The 21,340-nt window shown below is 49.2% G+C and carries 18 protein-coding genes; 6 read left to right on the forward strand and 12 right to left on the reverse strand.

Translation table 11 applies throughout. The annotated features are described in order from the left end of the window. Positions 1 to 99 precede the first annotated feature (99 nt). On the reverse strand, positions 100 to 897 hold the full coding sequence (locus ACZ5ZV_RS15125; RefSeq protein WP_464118029.1) for a dienelactone hydrolase family protein: 798 nt from the start codon (positions 895 to 897) through the stop codon (positions 100 to 102). Positions 898 to 1,129: 232 nt separating this feature from the next. On the opposite strand from ACZ5ZV_RS15125, the gene ACZ5ZV_RS15130 reads away from it, so the two are divergent. From ACZ5ZV_RS15130 to ACZ5ZV_RS15145, 4 genes are all read left to right on the forward strand, one after another. Further along, positions 1,130 to 2,170, forward strand: a complete 1,041-nt coding sequence (locus ACZ5ZV_RS15130) for a CNNM domain-containing protein (protein WP_464118030.1) — start codon at positions 1,130 to 1,132, stop codon at positions 2,168 to 2,170. Between the two features lie 3 nt (positions 2,171 to 2,173). Beyond that, complete coding sequence (gene cutA / locus ACZ5ZV_RS15135; RefSeq protein WP_464118031.1) at positions 2,174 to 2,482, forward strand: divalent-cation tolerance protein CutA; 309 nt, start codon at positions 2,174 to 2,176, stop codon at positions 2,480 to 2,482. Positions 2,483 to 2,562: 80 nt separating this feature from the next. Beyond that, a complete protein-coding gene (pyrE, locus tag ACZ5ZV_RS15140) occupies positions 2,563 to 3,078 on the forward strand; it encodes an orotate phosphoribosyltransferase (RefSeq protein WP_464118032.1) in 516 nt (171 codons plus the stop codon). A gap of 41 nt (positions 3,079 to 3,119) precedes the next feature. Further along, positions 3,120 to 4,118 (forward strand): hypothetical protein, encoded by a 999-nt coding sequence (locus ACZ5ZV_RS15145; protein WP_464118033.1) that lies wholly within the window; start codon positions 3,120 to 3,122, stop codon positions 4,116 to 4,118. Between the two features lie 5 nt (positions 4,119 to 4,123). Here the strand turns inward: ACZ5ZV_RS15145 and ACZ5ZV_RS15150 are convergent, their stop codons facing one another. Next, positions 4,124 to 5,101: a hypothetical protein gene (locus ACZ5ZV_RS15150; RefSeq protein ID WP_464118034.1), complete on the reverse strand. Its 978-nt coding sequence runs from the start codon at positions 5,099 to 5,101 to the stop codon at positions 4,124 to 4,126. A gap of 111 nt (positions 5,102 to 5,212) precedes the next feature. On the opposite strand from ACZ5ZV_RS15150, the gene ACZ5ZV_RS15155 reads away from it, so the two are divergent. Next, complete coding sequence (locus tag ACZ5ZV_RS15155; protein WP_464117565.1) at positions 5,213 to 6,448, forward strand: ISL3 family transposase; 1,236 nt, start codon at positions 5,213 to 5,215, stop codon at positions 6,446 to 6,448. 204 nt (positions 6,449 to 6,652) lie between these two features. Here the strand turns inward: ACZ5ZV_RS15155 and ACZ5ZV_RS15160 are convergent, their stop codons facing one another. The 7 genes from ACZ5ZV_RS15160 to topA all read right to left on the reverse strand — a co-directional run bounded on the left by ACZ5ZV_RS15160 (position 6,653) and on the right by topA (position 16,972). After that, entirely contained in the window at positions 6,653 to 7,441 is a 789-nt protein-coding gene (locus tag ACZ5ZV_RS15160; RefSeq protein ID WP_464118035.1) for a phosphatase domain-containing protein, read from the reverse strand. A gap of 213 nt (positions 7,442 to 7,654) precedes the next feature. Next, positions 7,655 to 8,497 (reverse strand): class I SAM-dependent methyltransferase, encoded by an 843-nt coding sequence (locus ACZ5ZV_RS15165; RefSeq protein WP_464118036.1) that lies wholly within the window; start codon positions 8,495 to 8,497, stop codon positions 7,655 to 7,657. After that, on the reverse strand, positions 8,497 to 9,552 hold the full coding sequence (locus ACZ5ZV_RS15170) for an alpha-ketoacid dehydrogenase subunit beta (RefSeq protein ID WP_464118037.1): 1,056 nt from the start codon (positions 9,550 to 9,552) through the stop codon (positions 8,497 to 8,499). The genes ACZ5ZV_RS15165 and ACZ5ZV_RS15170 overlap by 1 nt, the downstream gene beginning before the upstream one ends. Next, positions 9,552 to 10,682 (reverse strand): thiamine pyrophosphate-dependent dehydrogenase E1 component subunit alpha, encoded by a 1,131-nt coding sequence (locus tag ACZ5ZV_RS15175; protein ID WP_464118038.1) that lies wholly within the window; start codon positions 10,680 to 10,682, stop codon positions 9,552 to 9,554. Before ACZ5ZV_RS15175 ends, ACZ5ZV_RS15170 begins: the two co-directional genes overlap by 1 nt. A 442-nt stretch (positions 10,683 to 11,124) precedes the next feature. Continuing rightward, on the reverse strand, positions 11,125 to 13,143 hold the full coding sequence (locus ACZ5ZV_RS15180) for a S41 family peptidase (protein ID WP_464118039.1): 2,019 nt from the start codon (positions 13,141 to 13,143) through the stop codon (positions 11,125 to 11,127). 119 nt (positions 13,144 to 13,262) lie between these two features. After that, entirely contained in the window at positions 13,263 to 14,162 is a 900-nt protein-coding gene (locus tag ACZ5ZV_RS15185; protein ID WP_464118040.1) for a hypothetical protein, read from the reverse strand. Positions 14,163 to 14,248: 86 nt separating this feature from the next. Beyond that, positions 14,249 to 16,972, reverse strand: a complete 2,724-nt coding sequence (gene topA / locus ACZ5ZV_RS15190) for a type I DNA topoisomerase (RefSeq protein WP_464118041.1) — start codon at positions 16,970 to 16,972, stop codon at positions 14,249 to 14,251. Between the two features lie 162 nt (positions 16,973 to 17,134). Here topA and ACZ5ZV_RS15195 point away from each other — a divergent pair, with 162 nt between their 5' ends. Beyond that, positions 17,135 to 17,914 carry an HAD family hydrolase gene (locus tag ACZ5ZV_RS15195; RefSeq protein ID WP_464118042.1) on the forward strand — a complete coding sequence of 260 codons (780 nt, stop codon included), beginning with the start codon at positions 17,135 to 17,137 and terminating at the stop codon, positions 17,912 to 17,914. A gap of 76 nt (positions 17,915 to 17,990) precedes the next feature. Here ACZ5ZV_RS15195 and ACZ5ZV_RS15200 read toward each other — a convergent pair whose 3' ends face one another. From ACZ5ZV_RS15200 to ACZ5ZV_RS15210, 3 genes are read right to left on the reverse strand one after another with little or no spacing between them, the layout of a single operon-like run. Next, positions 17,991 to 18,437 (reverse strand): LEA/WHy family protein, encoded by a 447-nt coding sequence (locus ACZ5ZV_RS15200; RefSeq protein WP_464118043.1) that lies wholly within the window; start codon positions 18,435 to 18,437, stop codon positions 17,991 to 17,993. Next, on the reverse strand, positions 18,438 to 19,781 hold the full coding sequence (locus ACZ5ZV_RS15205; RefSeq protein WP_464118044.1) for a TldD/PmbA family protein: 1,344 nt from the start codon (positions 19,779 to 19,781) through the stop codon (positions 18,438 to 18,440). Beyond that, complete coding sequence (locus ACZ5ZV_RS15210; RefSeq protein WP_464118045.1) at positions 19,781 to 21,169, reverse strand: TldD/PmbA family protein; 1,389 nt, start codon at positions 21,167 to 21,169, stop codon at positions 19,781 to 19,783. Before ACZ5ZV_RS15210 ends, ACZ5ZV_RS15205 begins: the two co-directional genes overlap by 1 nt. Positions 21,170 to 21,340 lie beyond the last annotated feature (171 nt).

Genomic DNA, 21,340 nt, shown 5'->3' on the forward strand with positions numbered 1-21,340 from the left:
AAACGAGTCTTTAGCACAAGGTGGTCCCGAGAGCCATTCCACGACACCACCCTTGCCATATTTTCATGCTTGTCCAGTTTCTAGACAGCTTAAAGACGCTTATTTTTTAACTGACACTGGCGCCACTTCGTCCAGGAAAGTTAACAAAGCCTGCCAGGACCTGCGAGCCGCAGCTTCATTGTAGGCAGCACCTTTGCTCGGATCATTGCCAGCCTCTTTCTGAGTAAAGGCATGAACGGCACCCGAGTAAGCAATAAACTGATAGTCCACTTTGGCATCGTTCATCTCTTTCATGAATCCCTCCACCTCGGTGGTGGGGACATAGGGATCTATGGCTCCATGAAGAACCAAAACCTTGCCTTTGATATTCTTTGCCTCTTCAGGTTTTCCCGAAGCCAATCCCCCATGCACACTCACCGCCCCCACAACAGGAAGACCCGAGCGAGCGGCTTCCAAAGCCCCGGTCCCGCCGAAGCAATAGCCCATGATCACAATGTGCTTGGCATCGACGTTTTTGTTTTTCTTCAAGAACTCAAACGCGGCCTTTTCACGCTCCCGGAAAAGCTTGGTGTTCCCCTTGTATTCACCCGCCAGTTTTCCGGCCTCTGTCTGATTTCCGGGACGCTTGCCCTTGCCATAGATATCAGCCGCTAAAACGACATACCCCTTTTCCGCCAGCATACGCGCACTGTTTTTTTCATGATCCGTAAGACCCATCCACTGATGCACGATAATGACGGCCGGACGTGGGCCCTTGATCGCTTCGTCATAGGCCAAAAATCCTTCCAGGATGGTTTTGCCGTCTTTGTATTCCACAGTTTCGGCCTTCACCTCAGCTCTTGCAAACGCGCCGGACAATATGATTGCGGCCATCACCATTAAATTTCGTAGATTCATCTGAACTCCCTCTTACTTTACCAAAGTCTATGAAGGGGTCTTAGAAAGGTCAAAAACACCCATTTAAGGAGTGCCGAGTCACAAAAAGCTCAATTAAATCAAATATAACAGGACTTCTTGCAAGTTGCGTTATAGACAGGGGCCTTCCCCATCGTGGTACACTAAGACCTCATATGGAATATCATAGGCCTAGGCCCGTCACATTTAACTTCTCTGAATTAAGCATCACTCTATGACAATTATTATTGTTCTGTTCATCAGTACCATCGGTATCTCGTTTTTGTGTTCAATGCTCGAAGCTGTTCTTCTGACCTCGACCTCTGCGTACATCGGGGTGCTGGTCAAAGAGAATAAAAGAAGCGGAAAGCTTCTTGAACATCTGAAAGAAAACATCGACCGCCCCATCTCTGCCATCCTGACCCTGAACACCCTGTCCCACACCTTGGGTTCCGCTGCCATCGCCTACCAGATTCAGATTCAATACGGACAAGAAGCCGTCACTGTGGCCTCTTTTGCCCTGACTTTCATGATCCTGATTCTGTCTGAGATCATTCCCAAGTCTGTCGGCGCCGCCCACTGGAAAGCCCTGGTTCCCTTTGCCGCCTACACCATCCAATTCATGATCCTGATATTGTATCCATTGGTGATCATGTCGGAATGGCTGGGTCGTTTTTTTGCAAAGACCTCTGAAGACCCGGAAGTGACCCGTGAAGAGATCCTGATGACCGCCGAAATCGGCGTGGAAGAAGGAACTTTAAAAGGTAAAGAATCCAACATCATCAAGAACCTGCTGATGCTGGATAAGATCTATGTGTCTGACATCATGACCCCAAGATCCGTGTTCTTTGCTTTGGACAAGGATCAAACCGTGGAAGAGGTGTTTAACAAATACCGTCCGCTGCGTTTCTCACGCATTCCGGTTTACGATGGCAGCCTGGATAACATCATCGGCATGACCTATCGCTACAAGATCCACGAAGCCCTGTCGAATGACCAGCACGACAAAGTGATCGGTGATATTGTAACTCCGATCTCCAGCATCCCGGAACGCATGACCGTGTCCCAGGTTTTGGACTTCTTCATCAAAGAAAAAGAACACGTGGCTTTGGCCGTGGATGAATATGGCATCGTCGCCGGCCTGGTCAGTCTGGAAGACGCGGTTGAAACTCTGTTGGGTGTTGAAATCGTCGACGAACTGGACAGCGTGGAAGACATGCGCAAGTTCGCTTTGGAACAATGGCAACTGCGCAAACAAAAACTGCGCCGGAGCTAGGCTGTGATCCTGTTCTATATCCCCTGCCCTGACAAAACGTGCGCCGAAAAGATCGCCAGAACTCTTTTGGAAGAAAAACTGATCGGCTGCGCCAACATCATTCCAGGAATGGAATCGATGTACTGGTGGGAAGGAAAAATAGAAACAAGCTCTGAGCATATCTTGATCCTGAAAGTCTTGAAAACCTCTGACGCACAGGACTTAGTCACAAAAAGAGTCAAAGAGCTTCATCCCTACGATGTCCCTTGCATCATGACTCTCCCCGTCCTTGGAATTAATCCCGAATACAAGAAGTGGCTTGAAGAAACCTAGGTACAGACTTACTTTTGGGAGTGCGGGCGCAATAGAGACTTTTCGCGCCGGCACCAACCCTTAGCAAAAGGCTTATCTCGATGACTCGACAAGAACTTGCCAAGAAGATCTATGACATTGCCCATCTGACGGGAGAATTTAAATTGCGCTCCGGACAAATCTCCAACGAATACTTCGACAAGTATCGTTTTGAGGCACAACCCACTTTGCTTCGCGAGATCGCAAAACAGATGGCCCCTCTGATTCCCGCCGGCACTGAAGTTCTGGCCGGACTTGAAATGGGCGGAATCCCGATCGCCACGGCCCTGTCCCTGGAAACTGGCATCCCTTGTGTTTTCGTTCGTAAAGAAGCCAAAGAATACGGCACCTGTAAGTTCGCAGAGGGGCTTGAGATCTCTGGTAAAAACGTCTGCGTGATTGAAGACGTCGTGACCACCGGCGGCCAGGTGGTTCTTTCCACTGCGGATTTGCGCTCGATCGGTGCGAAGGTTTCCACAGTCTTGTGTGTGATCCACCGAGGCCCCGCCTTCCCTGAGCCCAAGCTGACTGAGATCGGGCTGGACCTTCGTCCGCTCTTCAAGAAATCCGATTTTTAGCCGATACAGAGAACTGGTTTATCTTATCAGGAGAAGACAAGATGAAACAGTTCTCTAAGGCACTTTTAGGCACAGCTATTGTTTTCGCCACATCGACAGCCGTTGCGGGGTATGACGAGTTCGACTGCCGCTCCAGCGGCAATCTTAAACTTGCCCATCTTCAATGCGTTACCTGCGGAGCTCAAAAGTACTTCGCAAAGAAAGCTCCCAATAGAGAGGTCGTACCCTCCGAAAAGTGGCTGGCGTTGCTGGGCACCAGTGCTGTACAGAACTTTAAATTAGGCGGAGCCAATAAAACAATTGTAGAAAGTGATGCTGCGAAAGAAGACTACCAAAAAGTGGTTATTTCCATGCTTCGTAACTACGGCTTCTGCCAGAACTACTCTAACTCAAAAACTCCTAAAGATCCGACAAGATCAGACATCAAGGCTGACGAATGGAGAGCCTACATCTACCCGGCAACTACACGCAGCTCAGGTGTAGATAAAGGCGCCATTAACAAGCTGGGTAAATACTATGGATTCGACGACAGCTTCTGGGGATGGGATGCAGGGGAAAAAATGAACTTCCTTATCGCTGGTAGCCCTGAACCTCATCGTAATTACAAACAAGGGGAAGAAGACTTTAACGCCAAGTACCCTCTTTATACTGATCAAAAAAGTCAGGAAAGAAGATCCCGCTTTAAAGAACGCCTATCGCAGGCATTCCCCAGCGAATATGACGTCTCGGGCGAAAGAAAATCCGACGTGAAAAAAATAATCGCTTCCAAAGACAAGGCCAACGGCCTTGATACATGCCTTGAAGAGGTCAATCGCATTCAAAATGGCGCAGGAGATCCTCTTCTAAATTCATTCCTAAACAACACAGCCGAAAATCAGGAGTTCTGTAAATCCATGGCAAGTGCTTGTGATATCAAGCTGGATTTCTGCACGGGCTCAAAGGGTTCTGAACATCAGACGCAACCCAAACCCTTCTCCAACCCAACTCCTCCAGGCTTGAAAAAGCAGCCATCTTCCGGCGGCGGTGCAGGCGTGCGCTAACTGCGTTATTTTAAAAAGCATTCAGGGTAATAATGACCTTCCCTCAACAGAAGGTCATGCAATTTCTCAGTCTTACGGACGTAGTTAGTTTCCTTCAAAACTTCACATGCTCCACATTCGTTATCAGCATAAAGCTGTATCTCATTTAACTCTAGCCTGCCAAACAACTGTTCGTGGGATTCTGGGTACTTTTCCCTTAACATCTGCTCCACCGTATCCCGCTGAAACTCTTTTTTTAGGAGTTTCTTACTACGGCTGCTGATGTTTTTTTCCAACGCATCCTTAACAAGATTCATTTCGTCATCAGTGATACTTAAAATGAAATGCGCATCTCGCACCCAGGTCAAACTAGCATCCTTTAGAGAAGACAATAAAAGAACTCTTTCTTCTGCAGAAAAATCTCTTCCCATTTTTGCTCTAAAGAAATCAAATCCACCTATGTCTTCCATGACAAAAAAGGTCAATGTCATCCCGAAAGGATCTTTTGCCTGAATTGGCCCCTCAAGCTTTTCTATTAAGCCCAAGAATGGTCTCATTGACTCTGGACAAATATTCTCTTGGTTATTTCTTCGATGTTGAAAATGGAAGGTCATCAGTTGCTCTAAAGCTGAAGGTCGCCCTTTTACTTCTTTCAAAAAGGGAAAGCGAATTTGAAAATATCTCTCAATAATAAACCCTGTATGGTAAAGACTGGCCGCCAAAGATCTATGCAGCTCATCATCGACAAATGGCAACTGAGCCCTTATGTCATCCCAGGACGAGTCTTTATCTTTTAAAAGATCAAATGAACTTACACTCACTCCTCTTGAAGGTGTATAGGGAGAGGCTCCGTTTCTCAGTAGGCTAAAAATATACTCCTTATCGGCATCCATTTTAAGAAGCATCAAAAGTGCTGTGTCACCATCTTCTCCAAGCTCATTGATCTCGTGGCTCTTCACCTCGCGCAACAGCTTCTCGAAAAGCTCTTCATCATCGTTCTTCAAAGCTAATTTAAGCTTATCCGGGAACCTAAGTTTTTGGGTATTCCGAGTTTTTTGTGGGTAGCCCGGCGCGCACGAATTGAATTCGCTTAATTTATGAGCTTCGATTTTCGGATGAGAAATCCATCCGATTCACACCAGTTGTTCGAGCAGCTTCTCGGTCTTGTGCCGCCGTGGTCAGTCACTAACGTCAACCTTGATACCGTAAATCGTCTCGTCGAGGTTGATGTCGAGTGGTCGAAAGGCCACGAGCCGGAGTGCCCCGAGTGCGGGCGATCGTGTTCGATCAAAGATCACCGCGAGGAGCGCAGGTGGCGGCATTTGGACACGATGCAATTTCAAACGATCATTCGCTCACGTGTACCAAGATCAGATTGCAAGGAGCATGGGGCGAAGACAATCAACGTCCCATGGGCTGGTCCGAACTCTCGCTTCACTCTGCTTTTTGAGAGGCTCGCGATTGACGTCATGATTGCCGCCAAGAGCCTCAAAGAGGCGGCAAGGCTTTTAGGGCTTTCGTGGGACCAGGTCCATCACATCCAAAAGCGCGCGGTCGAACGCGGTCTTGAGCGTCGCAAGCTTGATGAGATCAAACACGTCGGTATCGATGAGAAAAGTTTTTTGAAAGGTCACAAGTACGCCTCACTGATGACCGACATCGGTGGTGCACGCGTTCTAGATGTCGTCGAAGGCAGAACACTTGAGGCCACAGACTCACTCTGGCAGAAGCTTCCAGAGGAGACGAGATCCGGCATCGATGCTGTTGCGATGGATATGTGGGACGCCTTCATCACGTCAACAAAGACGAATGCGCCCCAAGCCGACATCGTGCACGACAAGTTCCACATCTCAAAATACTTGGGCGATGCGGTCGACAAAGTGAGGCGCCAAGAGCATCGGGCGTTTATGAAAGACGATGTCGAGACACTCAAAGGTGCGAAATATCTGTTTCTGAAAAACCCCGAGAACATGAGCGATGCCGAGACCTCTCGGTTCAACGAGCTTCGCATGGATAAACTTAAATCAGGGCGAGCGTGGTCGATGAAGGAGATGTTCTCGGAGTTTTGGAGCTACACGTATCAAGCTTCGGCGAGAAAGTTCTTCGACCGATGGTATTGGTGGGCGACGCACTCCAGGCTTAAACCGATGAGCGACGTCGCCAAGCTCATGCGCCGGCATCTCGACAACATCTTGACCTACTTACGCCACCACATCACCAACGCGATGATGGAGGGGTTCAACTCGAAGATCCAATCCATCAAAGCCAATGCTCGTGGCTTCAGAAACTTTGCCAACTACCGAATCGCGATCTTGTTCTACTGCGGAAAACTTGAACTCTACCCGGCGTAAGGGCACAAGAACCTCGGAAGAACCAAGTTTTTTATTTGCCTGAACATCTTCATAGAGCTCTTCTTTAGTCATCCCGACCTTGACTTCTTTCTCCACGGCAATAACTTTCGTCACGGGCTCCTTATTCGGGTTCTTCTGAAAAGAACAGGCCGAAAGCAGTGAAGTCATTCCAATAGAAAGGAGCAGGATCGAGCGTCTCATAAACTATCCTCCGCATTTCTTTTCGATGGCGGCTTGGATGATCTGCAGTTTTTGGGATGGGTTCTTGATGTTCCACTGCCATTTGAAATCACGACAGTCCTGCCACCATGGGAACACCATTTCACCGAATCTTTCGTGATCGTCATCACGCAGCAGGCGCTTGTAAACGATTCCTTCAATAGGCAAATAGGCTTTCTTGGACAGAAGACCTCTGGAAATCAGATCTATCGTCACTTCAACACTGGTTACAAAACCAATCTGACCTTCCATCGTTGGATATTTCGAGCGATCCAGTCGGGAGTAAGCTTCGCGGATGTAGCTCACCGCCGGAATCTGCGGGAACTCTTTGACCATCTGATCATAGACAATGGCATCAAACTGCCCGTTATCACCAAAGTAAATCACCAGCTCCGGCTTCTTCGTGGCCAAGAGCTTGCGAATGACTTTTTGCTTTAGTTCCGGGTCTTGTTTCACTCCTGAGTTCATGTGTAATTGAGTGATCGGGAAACCATTTTCTTCCAGGAAGTCCGAGTGCTGATCATTCATCAGAACCTTGGGCGCCAGACTGACATAGTGGAATTCGATATCCTCGTGCTGATAGTTTAACAACTGGAAGATTTCCGGCATTCCCACAAACAGACTGTCGTCGTCCAAAAACGAAGTCGCTGCCCCTTTTTTGGAAAGGACATGGGACACCTTCAGGGTGTCATCGATATCGGAAACCACTAAAACCTTGGCTTCGGCAAAGACAGAAACCAACATTCCCGCCAAGAGTACTGCAAGCTTTTTCATCCGGTGCTCCTATCTGGAATCAATTTAAAGGCCCCCGGCGGAAGTGACAAAGTTCTAGACAGCCAGAGCCGTCCAGCGTCTTTCGATGCCACCACCTGCGGTTAAACCTGTTATCAATCTACATATCCTCGAGAAAGCAAGAAGAGCGCCAAAAGAAAAGGCGCTGAGGGTCCCCCATCAGCGCCTTATTAGATATCATTTCAGATCAATTTTCTATTTCTCACCCACTACGTAGGCAATCCAGCTTTCACAAGCCTCGCCGTGATCCACCCGAGTGAAGTTGCCATCCCCGGAGCCATCCGGAGCGGTGCCTTCCCAGAACACATGCACCTTGCGGAAACCCACTTCCTGCATCAGGTCCTTGATCTCCGGGATCGTCCACAAGCGCCAGTCATAGGTGAACACCTGCTCAAGCTTCTTCCCACCCACTTTGAAGTGGATATGGAAAAGGGCTTCATTGGTCACAGGATCAAAGTTCGTCTGATCCCAATAGTAGGTGAACCCTTCATGCTTGATCGTGTCTTCGATGGCGTCGTGGCACTGACTTCCGCCGAAGATGTCCACCAGGAACATGCCGTCTTTGCTCAGGGTTTTATAGACGTTGGTGAAATACTTTTTCATCAACTCCCGCTGTTTAAAACAGAAGTATGAAAAATTCATCGCCGCCACAATATCCGCCTTCGGCAGGTTCGGATCCAGAACATTGCCTTCGATCAAACGCATTCGGCGCTGCTGTTCGGGCTTGAGCTTGGTCAGATAGTTGTTTTTTCCGTAAGCCATTGGCTCCGGATCAAGATCAATCCCAATCGCTTCATGACGTGGATTAAGCTTAATCCATTCAGTCGACAACGCAAAGGTCCCGCAGAAGTCCTCACGGAATAGACGAGGGGCTTTCCCCTTCAGTTCCCGGTATGTATTCTGGATGAACTGCACGTCATTTTCCGCCGACTGCACGGCCTTGCGATACAGCTCGTATTTATCAAACTGCATCTTGGAGGTTTTCTTGGCAACCCGGCGACGAACCTTCTTGCGATGGGAAAGATCTTTTTTACTCATTAAGGCACTTCCGCAACGACTTCACGAATTGCAGTTTCAATATCCTGCAACTGTGGCACAGAGTTCTTTTCAAGATTCGGATGCAAACCAATACCCGGCAGGTTTTTACCCGCCAGCACACGTGGACGCGCCATCAGATGATAGAAGCACTCTTGAGTCGCACGATAAGCCAAGTGCTCTCCGAAGTTGGTCACTTCAGTGTCCTCGTTCACGAACAACACGCGACCGGTTTTTTCGATGGATTCTTTAATCATCGGCCAGTCATACGGATAGATCGAGCGAAGATCGATCACCTCAACTGAGATACCTTCTTGCGCCAGCTTTACCGCCACCTCGTCACACAAGTGCACCATGCGGCTGTAAGTAACAACCGTGATATGTTCACCCGCGTGAGTGATCTTACCTTTGCCGATTGGAACCATGTATTTTTCAAGTTCCGGCCAGCGAGGCTTCCAGCCTTCAGAGTTCTGAACGGGTTTGTCGATCATGGCTTTGAGCTCTTTTTCATCCGCAGGTTCACCTGGGATCAGCTCATCGCCCTTATGGCGCATCAACGCCTTGGATTTCAAATAAAGAACCGGATTTGGATCTTCGATAGCAGAAAGCATCAAACCGTAGGCATCCAACGGGTTGGACGGCATCACGATCTTCCAGCCTTGCAGGCGGGAGGCCCACGCATCGAAAGAGTGAGAGTGGTAAACGGAACCAAAGATCCCCGCACCCACCGGAGTCATCACCACCATTGGCAGTTGGATCTGACCGTTGGTGCACCACAAAGTGTTGCCGGCGATTTTCAAAAGATCGATGGTGTTGAAAATATAATCCGCAAACTGGATTTCAGCCACACAGCGGTCACCCGCCATCGCGATACCCATCGCCATGCTGATGATCCCACGTTCATCCAGTGTGGAGTTCCACGCAGTTTCCAAACCTTGAGTCGCCGTGAACACACCACCCAATGGCGCGCCCACGTCCTGACCGAAGATGTCTTTAACTCCCATGTTGGCTTCACCATAGTGAAGGGCCATTCTGATGGCCTGAGCAATACTTGCCATTAGAATTTTCTCCAATCTGCATTTTCGTTGTTAACAAAGACATGATCCCAAACAGACTCCGGAGTCGGTACCGGTTCCTGACGGGCTTGTTCCTGGGCGCTGACGCCTTCGGCTTCATAATTTTCCCAGATCTTCTTCGCCGTCTTTGGATCAAGAATACCAGCGTCGATCAGGTTTTTCTCGAAAGTCAGAACCGGATCAAACAAGTGTGGCTTTTTATTGGCGCCGTCAGCAGAAGAGTGACCGTACAAACGAGTCACTCTAGCTTCGATGAAGGATGGTTTACCGGTTTTACGGATGTATTCCATCTCTTCTTTCAGAGCCAGATAAGTTTCAATCGGGTCATTGCCATTGATCACGCGGGAACGGATGTTGAACGCAGCAGCGCGGTCGGCGATGTTCGTTTCACCGTGCTGACCTTCGTACGGAGTCGAAATGCCGTAACCGTTGTTCTGAACGGTGATCAACATCGGAAGCTCCTGCCCTTTGCGGGACGCAAGAATCAAACAGGACGCGAAGTCACCTTCGGCAGTCCCAGCGTCACCGCCAGTCACGATGGAAATGGCACCCTTACCCACACGCTTTTGCACGTGAGCCGTACCGCAAGCGATCGGATATTGAACCTCCAACGGAGAAGTCACCGGAGCCACATTCCACTTCGGGAAACAGTAGTGACTGGAGAAGTTACGACCACCTGTGGATGGATCCGTCGCACGATTCATCATCAAACGAATGGAGTCGATCATGTCCATGCCCAATGCGACCATCGTTGGCGTACAACGATAGTGCAAGTGGAACCAGTCGTTCTCGGGACCAGAGCCTTTGCGCGCGAGCATTCCGAGTGGAACACCCCAAGCTTCCTCACCAGGACCACCGATCCAGAAGTAAGCCTCACCAGCTTTGTAGATTTTGATTAAACGCTCTTCCAGAACGCGCGACTTGACCATCAGGTCATGCATACGCAAAAGAATTTCTTCAGACAATCCACCAAAGCTCTGCTTCTTTTTCGCAGGAGCAGCAGCTTTCTTAGAAGCTTTCACAGTGGACTTCGCAGCAGGTTTCGCAGCTTTCTTGGTTGTCTTACCAACAGCTGCCTTACCCCCTGTTTTCACAGTGGTCTTTTTAGACATCTCTAGGGCCTCCATTAATCGCGTCTATCTAAGCGAAAACACAACCCTTTGTCACGCCCAATCAACCCTCAAAAACCACCCTTGCCCCAAAGCCAATAAACAAGCCCCACCCCCTATAAAACCCATAAAAAATGCCCAAAAAATAAGCTAACTCACGTCCCCCAACCACCACCGCCCCCTCTGCCTCCCCCAAAGGCGGCGGCAAGGCCCGAAGGGCCGCCCAGCTAGTCCCCCGAAACCGGGAAAGAGCGAGTGGTCAAAAGGGTCCATATCCAAGGCGGAGGGGCGCCCTCGCAGCGCAGGCGTGCTCCCTGCACGTCGGAGCGAGAAGGCGCCCCGACAACGCAGGAGATGGGCCCTTTTCACCACTCGCGGATAAAAAAAGCCCGGGTTTTTTGCCCGGGCTTTTCAACAACAACGTATCGCTCTCTATTAAGTCACACTATTTGGCATTGGCCTGCTTCTGCGGGACAAGGGCTTTCCCCTCTTCCAACTGAATCAGATCCAGAAGAACATTCTCCGCTTCCTGAATATCAGGACGCTTCAAGTACTCTTCATTTTTCTTCGCCTTACTAGCGGTCTTTTTAGCTTTTTCTTTCTTTTCTTTTTCGTTCTTATCTTTAAGAACTTCGCTGACGCGGATGACTTTACCGCGGGATTTTGCCTTATTCAGCTCATCAACAATCTTTTTGAATTCATCGTTCTTCGCGACGCGCTCAGAAGATCTTTCACGCAAAGACTTCAGCCACTCCGGCTTGATCTCTTTCCAAGCCCCTGGGCCTTCTTTCACGTAAGCATCCGGAGACAGGAAGGACTCGATTGTTTTTGGCGGCAAAGAGTAGTCCATGTACTTTTCACCGATATCATCCGTGCTGAACGGACCAGGCAGAACCACGTCGGCATCCACACCACGGTGTTGAGTGGATTTACCACCCGGGATGAAGAACATGCCCACTGTTACTTTGATCGCCCCCAGATTGTTCGGGATAGGAAGAACAGATTGAACACTGCCTTTACCATAAGTGTGGTCACCACCAACGATCACCGCACGCTTGTAATCCTGCAAAGTACCGGACACGATCTCAGAGGCTGAAGCTGATATACGGCTGGTCAGTACAACCAGTGGGCCTGCCCAATCCACCATGGGATCTGTATCACGCAAAGCCGATTCGGCGCGGCCTTCGTTTTTAGAAGACTGCTTCACCACGTTACCAGTCTGGAAGAACAAACCGGCGATTTTCACCGCGTCTTCAAGAGAACCACCACCGTTGTTGGAAAGATCCAACACCAGGCCGTCCACTTTCTTTTCGTTGGCTTCCTTGATCAGTTTCTTCATGTCAGCCGCAGAAGATCTGCCACCACGGCGGGAGTCAGCATAGAAAGATGGGAAGTTGATGATACCCACTTTCTTCTTCTGACCGTTGATTTCACGATCCTGATAAATGATGGAAGCTGCTTCGTCTTCCAAGTTCACTTTTTCACGAGTCAAAGTAACGTCGAAACGCTTCTTCCCCTCGCCGGATTTTCTCAAGATGGTCAGGCGAACTTTTGTACCTTTGTTCCCGCGGATTTTTTTAACAACGTCTTTCAAATCCTGATCGATCACGTTTTCCATAGGTCCTTTTTCCTGACCTACAGCAATGATCTTGTCTTGTGGCTCAATCAAACCGGATTTTGCTGCAGCTCCACCTGGAACCAGTTGTTCCACCACTGTGAAACCATCCTGAGAGGAAAGAGTCGCCCCGATACCTTCCAAGGACAAACGCATCTGGATTTCAAAGTCTTCCAAAACGTCACGTGAGAAGAAGCTGGAGTGCGGATCCAAAGCACGAGCGAAAGAGTCCAGATAACCAGAGTACAGGTCATCCTGGGTTGTCTCTTGCGTTCTCTTCACCGCGCGTTCGTAGTTTTTGATCACATTCTTTTTGGCTTCATCCATTTTCATGTCTGTTGCCATGTAGTTCCCGATCTGGAACTGAATGTACTTTTTCAGGTATTCGTTGGCTTCGTTGGCGTCTTTCGGCCAGGCCTTTTTTTCCGGATCAAAAACAAATTCTGTTTTTTCATCAAACTTGAAGTCTTTGCCCAGATACTTTTTTGCAAACTCAGCACGGTCTTTCACTCGCTCAAGAACGATCTTTTGTGCTTGATCAAGGAAAGAACAGTCACGATTTTTTGTTTTTTCAAAAACATTCCCGGCCGCTTTTCGAATTGCATCCACATCAGCCTGGGTCATATAGATTTTTGAAGGATCAAGTCTTTTCAGGTATTGCTCAACAACGCGATTCTGAAGATCTGTATCTCGATTCGTGTACTTAACGTGATTCGCCAAAAAGCCTTGTTCAATGACTGTCAGATAGCGGCACTCTAGGCCCTCTTTAAGTTGTGCGGAGGCCAGTGAAGAAACTGCCAATGAACCAGCAACAACCAAACCTCTAATGCCTTTCGAGAATGAACTCATGATGATCCTTCCGTGACTCCCCGAACGGGAGCAATCCTAATTGCATTAGATTATCAAAGATTTAGCAGAGAGCATTCAATTTATGAAGCTCGTCATAAATTAGGACGTAGAAAGGATTCTTAAGACTTTCGTCGATCTTCTTCAAAGAAAGACAGTTGTGAGAGGTTGTCCACTTTGTCACCACGAAGCCCGCTCAATTTGACTTCGTGCTTAATAAAGCTTCCGTGTTGAGTTTCGATCATGAAGAAGGACATCTCCGGATACCTAGCCTTTAGTCGGGTCATTTCCTCGACGATCAGCTGGATATTCTTGGGATCGTCATCAGACATCCCGAATCGATGGTGGGCATTGTAACCATAAGTTTCAATGGCCTGCTCAACACTGGCGCGAATAGCCCGCTGCTTCAACTCCGCTGTACCTGCTTTGAAGTCCGAATCACCCAGCAAGACCCGCGTCTCTTTGTGGCTCACCGGATAAACGCTGAGATAGTTGGGCTCTAGCGGCAAAACTTTATTCTGCACAAAGACGCGGATGCCATCCTTGAGAGTTTCCGGATGATGACCACGGGCTGTGATCACGGAAAGTGGACGCTGATTGAAGGCGGCGTGGTAGAAACATTCCCAGGAAGGTCCCTTCCACTGGAAGTCCGGAAAACCCAAGGCCGCAGCAACGTCTTGAACAAAAATCTGCTTCTTACCGTTCATTTTTTCCAGCTCATCCAAATGGACATCGCGGAAATTTCTAAAGGTGCCAGTCGCATCACAGAAATCAATTTGGTAATCGGCAAAAGGACCGGATTCACCAATGGACTGGTGATACTGGGCAAAGTCCCCGCTGGAGATTTGCACTTCAGAGCGATCTTTCTTATGGAATAAAATCAAAGGCGTGGTCAGGAACGCAATATTGTCGTCGAAATCGAAGAAATAGAAACTGCGACCTCCAAGATGGAAGTTTCTATCCTTCTCTTTGGGGCGATTAATCCCCAGTTCCAATTGTCCCTTCAGGGGACTGTCACTCATACCGACCGTTCCTTCCAAGTTTTTCAAGCTAAACAGTGGGTTGAATTTACCAAATAAAAAAGGCCCCGAAAAGGGGCCTGAACAAATTACTTCTTCGCCTTGCGAGTGACTACTTTTTTGACACCCAAGGCTTCGGCTTTCTCTTTCGCCGTGGCCGCTTTCTTCAAAGCCGGCTTTTTAGGAGCCGCTTTTTCACCAGCTGCCTTGGCAACCTTGGCTTTCGGGGCGGCTTTTGCCTTCCCTTTACCTTTGCCCTTAGCCGGGCCCTTTTCATTAATCAAGGCCACGGCCTGTTCCAAAGTGACCGTGTCGGGAGTTGACCCTTCCGGCAATGAAACATTGACCTTACCAGATTTGATGTAAGGACCATAAGGACCGTTGAAGACCTGAATCGCATCACCCGTTTCCGGATGCACGCCCAGCTCTTTCAGTGGAGCCGCACGGCCACGTCCTTTTTTCGGTTGCGCCAGCATCTCCAGAGCTTTTTCCAAGGTGATGTTGAAGATGCTTTCACCCTTAGGAATCGAACGATAATCCCCGTCATGAACCACGAATGGACCAAAACGACCCAAACCTGCTTTGATTTCTTTGCCTGTGCCCGGGTGAGTTCCCAAAGTCTTTGGCAAAGAAAGAAGGCTTAACGCCATGGCCAGGTCCACTTGTTCCGGCTGAGTTCCAGGAGGCAACGACGCGCGTTTTGGCTTGTCGTCTTCCGGAGTCACATCCCCCAATTGCACATAAGGTCCATAGCGGCCATTTAAGACATACACCGGCAAGTCAGTCTCTGGATCATTCCCCAAAGAGTCTGCGCCGTTAATTTTTTGATCGATCAGTTTTTCCGCGATTTCCGGAGTGATATCCGCCGGAGACTCATTATCCGGCAAAGATGCGCTCACATCTTCGCCATCACGCTGAGTTGTCACATAAGCACCGTAACGACCAACATGGAATTTATACTTATCCATGCCTTCCAGGGTCATGGTTCGGGCTTCATTCGGATCAATCTTGTCACCCTGACTGTCCACCAAGGCACGAAGACCTTTCGGCCCTTTGTAAATGGAGGCCAAGTAGCTTTCCCAGTCCAATTCGCCATCAGCGATGTTATCCAGGCTTTGCTCCATTTCAGAAGTGAAGCCCAAATCCACGTACTGGGACAAATACTGACTTAGTAATTTGGAAACAATCATCGCCGTGAATGTCGGCACCAGCGCCGTTCCGTTCTTACGAACATAGCCACGATCAATGATGGTCCCAATAACAGACGCGTACGTGGAAGGACGGCCGATGCCTTCTTTTTCCATTGTCTGAACAAGGCTGGCCTCGGTGTATCGAGCCGGTGGTTTTGTTTCATGAGAAGTCGGATCCAGCTTCGCACACTTCACAGCGTCTTTGACTTTCAACGCTGGCAAACGCACTTCGCGTTCTGCCAAATCCGCTTCTGGATCATCACTGCCTTCCACGTAAGCTCGCAAGAAGCCCGGGAATTCAATCGTCATACCGGAAGCCCCAAACAGCGCATCACCCACAGTGATCTTCGCGCTGACTTGTTTCTGACGAGCATCCACCATCTGAGAAGCGATAGTGCGCTTCCAGATCAAATCATACAAACGGAACTGAGTGCCAGTCAGACCTGTTTCATCCGGATCCATAAACTGGTTGCCGGCAGGACGGATCGCTTCGTGGGCCTCTTGGGCACCTTTGACTTTTTTGGCTGCGTAATTGCGCGGCTGCGGAGTCAGATACTCTTTCCCGTATTTGCTTTGGATGCACTCGCGGGACGCAGTAATAGCCTCGTTGGACAGGAAGGTGGAGTCCGTACGCATATAGGTGATGAAACCTTGTTCGTACAATTTCTGCGCAACCTGCATGGTTTCGCGGGAACTCAATCCCAGCTTTCTATTGGCTTCCTGTTGCAAAGTAGAAGTGATAAACGGAGGTGCGGGTTTACGGAAGGTCGGTTTTTCTTCGACATCTGTCACCTGCCAGTTGCCGGATTTCAAATCCATGGACAACTTGCCAGCCGTTTTTTCATCCAGCACCAGAACGTCTTTACCCGCGGTCAACTGACCAGTCAGACCGTCAAAATCCTTCCCTGTCGCCACACGCTGATTTTTGTATTGTTGCAGGCGGGATTCGAAGTTCACCCCGTCTTTGCTGAGTTCCGCCAGCACACCCCAGTAAGAGGACTTTTTAAAGCGCACGCGCTCTAGTTCCCTTTCCACAATCAGGCGCACCGCCACGGACTGAACACGGCCGGCGGAAAGACCGTAAGCTACTTTTTTCCACAGCAGCGGAGAAATCGTATAACCCACCAAACGATCCAGCACACGACGAGCCTCTTGGGCGCGCACCAGGTTGAAGTCGATTTCGCGGGTGTCTTTCAAAGCTTTTTGAATCGCGTCCTTGGTGATCTCATGGAACACCATGCGTTTGGTTGGAACTTTCGGTTTTAGCACTTCCAACAAGTGCCAGCTGATGGATTCCCCTTCACGGTCTTCATCCGTTGCCAGATACAGCTCTGAGGCTTCTTCAAGTTTGTCTTTGAGATTCTTGACGACTTTGGTTTTGTCCTTGGGGACGCAGTACAGCGGCTCGAAGTTCTTATCGACGTTCACACCCAACTGAGCCCATTTTTCTTTTTTGACCTTCTCAGGGATGTCTTTGGCAGATTGAGGCAAATCGCGGATGTGTCCCATGCAGGATTCCACGACATAATCTTTACCCAAGAACTTACGGATGGTCTTAGCCTTCGTGGGAGACTCCACGATGACTAATTTGATTCCGTCTGATGCGTCGCTTTTTTTTGCCATGACTTTAAGCCCTTCGTCTAGGGGCCGTCATCAAGATGAGAAGCTGTAGCGGCCCCTATATAATAGACAAAACATGAAGGTGAAAGCGTCCTGGCGCAAGTCTAAACTTTGACGAGCCATATCAACTTAGACCTTGGCTCGATGTCCGGCTATACTGCAAGGATGAAAAATGCCTCTGAATTTTCCAGCCCTTTGCGCTTTCTGCTGACTGATATCGATGACACTCTGACTGACGAAGGACAGTTAGGTCCAGAAGCTTACGAAGCCCTGTGGGCTCTTCATCGTGCCGGCATTCACGTCATCCCCGTCACCGGACGTCCTGCCGGATGGTGTGAAATGATCGCCCGCGTCTGGCCGGTCAGTGGTATTGTCGGTGAAAACGGTGGCTTTTATTTCCGCTATCACAACAAAACCATGCATCGCCATTTCTTCTTTGATGAAAAAACTCAAAAAGAAAATCGCACAAAACTTCAGCAACTTGAAAAAGAAATTCTGCAGAAGGTTCCCGGCTGCGATCTGGCCAGCGATCAGTTCTGCCGATTGATGGATTTGGCCATCGACTTCTGCGAAGACGTCCCTGCCCTGCCGAAATCCGAGGTGCAAAAGATCGTGGACATCTTCCATCAGCATGGAGCCCAAGCCAAAGTCAGCTCCATTCATGTGAATGGCTGGTTCGGAAGCTATGACAAACTGACCATGTCTCTAAGATTTCTGGAAAAAGAATTCGGCGTGACTGCGGAAGACGCTAAAAGAGTTTGCGGATTCTCGGGCGATTCCCCGAATGATGAACCCATGTTCGCCTACTTCCCGCACAGCTTCGCCGTGGCCAACATTCAAAACTTCATCGATCAGATAAAAAACAAACCCACCTATGTCTCCAAGGACCGAGGTGGGTTGGGTTTCACTGAAATTGCCAAAGCAATTTTAGCAAGTCTCCCTTAAGGTACGGCCTTACTTCTGGTAGCAATGGCGCGTCTAACGCCCATGCACTACCAGAAGTAAGGCCGTACCTTTGGGTTTAGCGAAGCTCCACTTTGCCTTCTTTGGAGAAGGGAATTCTAAAGAACGAGAGCTTGGCATCGCCTTCGATGCGATAGCTCACTTCACGAGCCATCAGGATACTGCCGATATTGCCAAGAACCGCTGAATACTTCACAGGTAACGGAACCTCGACCTTCGCCGATTGCTTCGCTGGAACTGTGACAGGTTTTTCAGTCTTTGCTTCCGTCAGCTCTTTACCGGACAAGAAGACCTTGTAGGTGATCTCATCAACGTTAATGTCGCGTTCGTTGGGATTCTCAACGTCGATCACAAACACCAACATCGTCCCCACCAAATCCGCGTCTTTGACATAGACCTCGTGCAGTTGGACTTTGGGTTCTTCTTTATAACCCAGCAGGCTGGCACATCCCAGCCCACTGACCAACATCCACACAGACAATACAACCGCAATAACGGACTTCATCTAGGCACCCGCAAAGCTCAGGGACTTCACCAACACATCCGGGCAGATAAAGGAGCTGCCTGGTTTGTTGTATTCATTCCCCAAAGCTTCGATATCACGAAGCAGGTCCAAGACATTTCCGGACATAACAAATTGATCTATTGGTCCAATCTTCTGTCCGTTTTCATACAAGAAACCTTCCGCTGGCATCGAGAAATCCCCGGTGGATTCTTTAAAGCCCGCATGCAAGCCACCAGAGAATTCTGTCAGATACACAACCTTGTCGTGGGAAGACAAAAGCTCCTGCAGGGATTTTTCACCCTTGGCCACCACCAAATTCGTCGGCCCAATCGCCTGCTGAGAAGCCGGACTGCGACGAGCATGCGCTGTGTGCGGAAGATTCATCTTCTTCGCGTATTCCAAATTAGACAGGAAGTTCTTCAGAACACCTTTTTCGAACAAGACCGTTTTCTGTGAAGCAGCCCCTTCATCATCAAACGGACGCACGGCTGTACCACGAGTTTCAAAAGGATCATCCACAAGCTCAAATTTTTCGCTGGCAATTTTCTGACCCAGTTTCCCCTTGAACAAGGACTTCCCTTCATGAACTTCCTTTGCAGAGAAGTACTGATAAATCATCTGCAAGACCATCGGGAACTCATCCCGGCTGATCACAACCGCATAGTTGCCGGTCGCCAGCTTTTGCGCGCCCAAACGTGAAACCGCCTTATCGACGCCTTCATGCGCCACTTTCTCGGCATTGATGTCCGTGAAACTGCGGGCAAAGAAACCTTCGCCGCCCATTTTTGAGCTTTCGCCCTCTTTCGCCAATGGATAAGCATAGCCGGAATAATAACTTTGCTTGAATTCCTGATCCAGACCTTCCGAATTCAGAATCCGCTTGAAGCTAATGTTTTCACTGAAACCAGAATAAGGAACTGCTGTGATACGCGCATCTTTTTCAAGACATTTTTCTTCCAACAAGCGCGCAACTTCCAATTTTTTGTCCATCGCCACTTGTTCTGTCTTAAACAGATCATTCATCGCTTTCACAGTCTGAGGTTTCACCAGCTCCACTACCGCCGTGTCACCACTTTGCACGGTCTTGGCATTATTTAAAGCCTCCACATAGGTTCGCAACAAAGAGTCCTCAGAAAGGTTCTCGGTGTAGGCATAACCCTGACTGGCCCCCAGCACCACACGCAAACCCGCCATCTGGGATTGCGTGGACTCGAAAGATTCCAATTTCTTTTTAGAATAACCAATACTCAGACTTTCACCGCCAGAGATCAGCATCTCGACCTTCGCGCCATCTTGGCGAGCTTTTTCAACAATTGTTTGGAAGGTTGATTTAACAGTATCCATTATTTCGCTCTCCCCCCAACCATCAGGCTGGAAACAAGAATTTGCGGCTGACCCACGGCTGCCGGGATAGAGCCACTAACTGATCCGCACATTCCGCGCGCCAGCTTCAAGTCATCAGACACTTTGGTGATTTTTCCCAAAGTATCAATTCCGCGACCAATCAGGCAGGCGCCCTTCACAGGCTCCTCAATACGGCCATTGCGAATGATGTAGGCTTCACCGACCTGGAAGTTGTAATCCCCCGTTCCCGGATTCACTGAGCCACCACCCATCTTCTTGGCATAAAGGCCATAATCCACATCGCGGATCATGTCCTCGAACTTATCCTTGCCGGCGGCAATATAGGTGTTACGCATACGGGACGCCGGAGCATATTTGTAAGACTGGCGGCGACCACTGCCCGTGATATCGTAACCGGTCTGGCGCGCCCCCATCTCATCGACGATATAGGATTTCAAAACGCCGTTTTCAATCAGCGTCGTCTTTTTGGTCTTATTGCCCTCGTCATCCATGTTCAAAGAGCCCCAGCCATTCTCGATCGTTCCATCATCAATCGCCGTCACGCTTTCATGCGCAATTTTCTGCCCCAGCTTTCCGCAGAACACAGAAGCATCCTTGGCAACAGAAGTCGTTTCAAGACCATGCCCGCAGGCTTCATGGAAGATCACCCCACCAAAGGCATTATCAATCACCACCGGCATTTCACCCGCAGGCGCATAAGCCGCAGTCGTCAACATCATGGCGCGATCCACGGACTGCTCGGCCAAAGATTTCAGATCCACCTGATCATAGATCTCCGAAGTTCCCATGTGGCCTTCGTCTTCAGAAGCGCTTTCTTTCACGCCATTATTTTCAACAAAGGTCTGCATGCGAATGCGGGTGTAAGCGCGTTCATCATAAGCCATCAATCCGCGCGAGTTGGCGATTTGCACGCGCTGGAATTTTTCGTTCAGCCCCGCTTCGACCTGAGTCACTGCCGAGTTGCGCGCCCGAGACACCTGGTCGATCGTGTTTAACCAGCGGAACTTGCGGTCACGGTTCATCTCCCAAGGTTTTTCACCATAGGTGTGGATCGTATCAAAAGGCACCTGCATCAAAGGCATCGATTTGGATGCAGCTCCCGAACCGCGGCTTTGAGCCGCATTCAACGCCGCCTTCACCAGGCCTGTTTCAGAAAGATCATTGGTCGTCACATAGACGATCTCATGACCAAAGAACAGACGAATGCCCGCCCCATAAAGCTGACCTACGATGGCCTGCTCGGGCTTGGAATTCAGAACACTCAATTGAGAGGAATAAGTATCTTCCAAAAAGATATCAGCGAAATCAGCCCCTGTACTCAAAGCTGCATCCAGAGCTTTTGTCAGGATATGAGGTTGAACGATCATGAGGACCTCCTTAAGAACCTCAAGAGTATCCTACCTGAGTTCTCCTCCAAAGCGAAAAACCCCACAGGTCGTGCCGACACGCCCCAGAGTATCGCCAGATGGATCTTTTCATTTGGGAACTTATGGAACAGGGTTTGAAGACTCCCTGCGCAGGAGTAACGAATGAACTCT

It is taken from the genome of Bdellovibrio sp. HAGR004 (assembly GCF_055397015.1).